The sequence below is a fragment of the Citrobacter sp. S55_ASV_140 genome (assembly GCF_018919505.1).
GTDB lineage: Bacteria > Pseudomonadota > Gammaproteobacteria > Enterobacterales > Enterobacteriaceae > Citrobacter > Citrobacter werkmanii.
The window spans coordinates 1-1,577 of the sequence record NZ_JAHLQZ010000376.1 but is presented as its reverse complement, the minus strand read 5'-3'; the positions used below and the strand labels follow the sequence as shown (position 1 = coordinate 1,577).

Below are 1,577 nucleotides of genomic sequence, written 5' to 3'. Positions count from 1 at the left end.
GCACCAGCTGCATAAGCAACAACAACCTGGTGAACCAGCGCTTCGTTGAAATCACGACCGAAGGTAGTTTCGGAAACAGTCAGCGCGCTCTGCGCGTCTTTCAATACTAATTCCATTGCTATCCCCTTACGCCTTCACAGCTGGTTTAACGATCAGGTCGCAACCGGTCGCACCCGGAACACCACCTTTAACCAGCAGCAGGTTGCGCTCAGCGTCAACACGTACTACGTCCAGGCTCTGAACGGTTACACGTTCGTTGCCCAGCTGACCTGCCATTTTCTTGCCTTTGAACACTTTGCCCGGAGTCTGGTTCTGACCGATAGAACCCGGAACGCGGTGAGACAAGGAGTTACCGTGAGTAGCGTCCTGGGTACGGAAGTTCCAGCGCTTAACGGTACCAGCGAAACCTTTACCTTTAGAGGTACCGGTTACGTCAACTTTTTTAACGTCAGCAAACAGTTCAACGCTAATGTTCTGACCAACGGTGTATTCTTCACCATCTGCCAGACGGAACTCCCACAGGCCGCGGCCAGCTTCTACGCCAGCTTTAGCAAAGTGGCCAGCTTCCGGCTTAGTTACACGGTTAGCTTTTTTAGCACCGGTGGTAACCTGAACAGCGCGGTAGCCGTCGTTAGCCAGATCTTTAACCTGAGTAACGCGGTTTGCTTCAACTTCGATAACGGTTACTGGGATAGAGACGCCATCTTCAGTGAAGATGCGGGTCATACCCACTTTTTTACCGACTAAACCAATCATTGTATCAACCTCTCAATCGCTCGATGACCTGATTAACCCAGGCTGATCTGCACGTCTACACCGGCAGCCAGGTCCAGACGCATCAGAGCATCAACGGTTTTTTCAGTTGGCTCAACGATGTCAACCAGACGCTTGTGAGTACGGATCTCGTACTGATCACGCGCGTCTTTGTTAACGTGCGGAGAGATCAGAACGGTGAAACGCTCTTTGCGGGTCGGCAGCGGGATCGGACCACGAACCTGCGCACCAGTGCGCTTGGCAGTCTCGACGATTTCCGCGGTTGATTGATCGATCAGACGATGATCAAACGCTTTCAAACGGATACGGATTCTTTGGTTCTGCATGAGACCAGAGCTCCAATTATTTTATAGACGAAATAGTTACTCCTCAAACCCATTACGATTGATGGGAGAGTGTAACCGTTCTTACAGAGTTCCCCGATTGGGAACATTGTCAGATAGTCAAATCGACTATCAGTGGCTCATATCGAACCAGCCGTCAATTAAGACAAGCCCGCGCATTATACGTATCTGCGGGCTTAATGCAAGTGAAGTTGTATCGATAATAACCAACCTTTCGCAGAACGACGTTATTGCTGGTCAATTTCCGCTATGGCCTGCTTCACTCGCGCTTTGAGATCCCCGTTTTGAACAGGCTCGTCAGGCGCTGACGGTTCTTCGCTGCGCATATCATCCGCGCCTTCTTCTTCAACGGTCTCTTCCGGTTCCGGCAGCGGCTGCTGCTTATATATATAGTGCGCGTCAGACAGACGAAAGTTCGGCGGCACGGCTGGCGTCGCGGTATGCTGAATAAACGCGCTA

2 protein-coding genes and 2 pseudogenes are annotated in these 1,577 nt (G+C 51.2%); all 4 read right to left on the bottom strand.

Annotated elements, in window-relative coordinates:
• Nucleotides 1–116, bottom strand: a pseudogene (locus KQJ18_RS23935) (50S ribosomal protein L4); the annotation flags it as partial.
• Between the two features lie 10 nt (nt 117–126).
• On the bottom strand, nt 127–756 hold the full coding sequence (rplC, locus tag KQJ18_RS23930; protein WP_003031117.1) for a 50S ribosomal protein L3: 630 nt from the start codon (nt 754–756) through the stop codon (nt 127–129).
• Between the two features lie 32 nt (nt 757–788).
• The gene (rpsJ, locus tag KQJ18_RS23925) at nt 789–1,100 is read right to left on the bottom strand and encodes a 30S ribosomal protein S10 (protein WP_001181005.1); all 312 of its coding nucleotides are present in this window, start codon (nt 1,098–1,100) and stop codon (nt 789–791) included.
• Between the two features lie 245 nt (nt 1,101–1,345).
• Nucleotides 1,346–1,577: pseudogene (locus tag KQJ18_RS23920) on the bottom strand (hypothetical protein); the annotation flags it as partial.

Coding starts and splice junctions, on each gene's coding strand:
- rplC (WP_003031117.1), bottom strand. CDS start 756: ATGATTGGTTTAGTCGGTAAAAAAGTGGGTATGACCCGCATCTTCACT.
- rpsJ (WP_001181005.1), bottom strand. CDS start 1,100: ATGCAGAACCAAAGAATCCGTATCCGTTTGAAAGCGTTTGATCATCGT.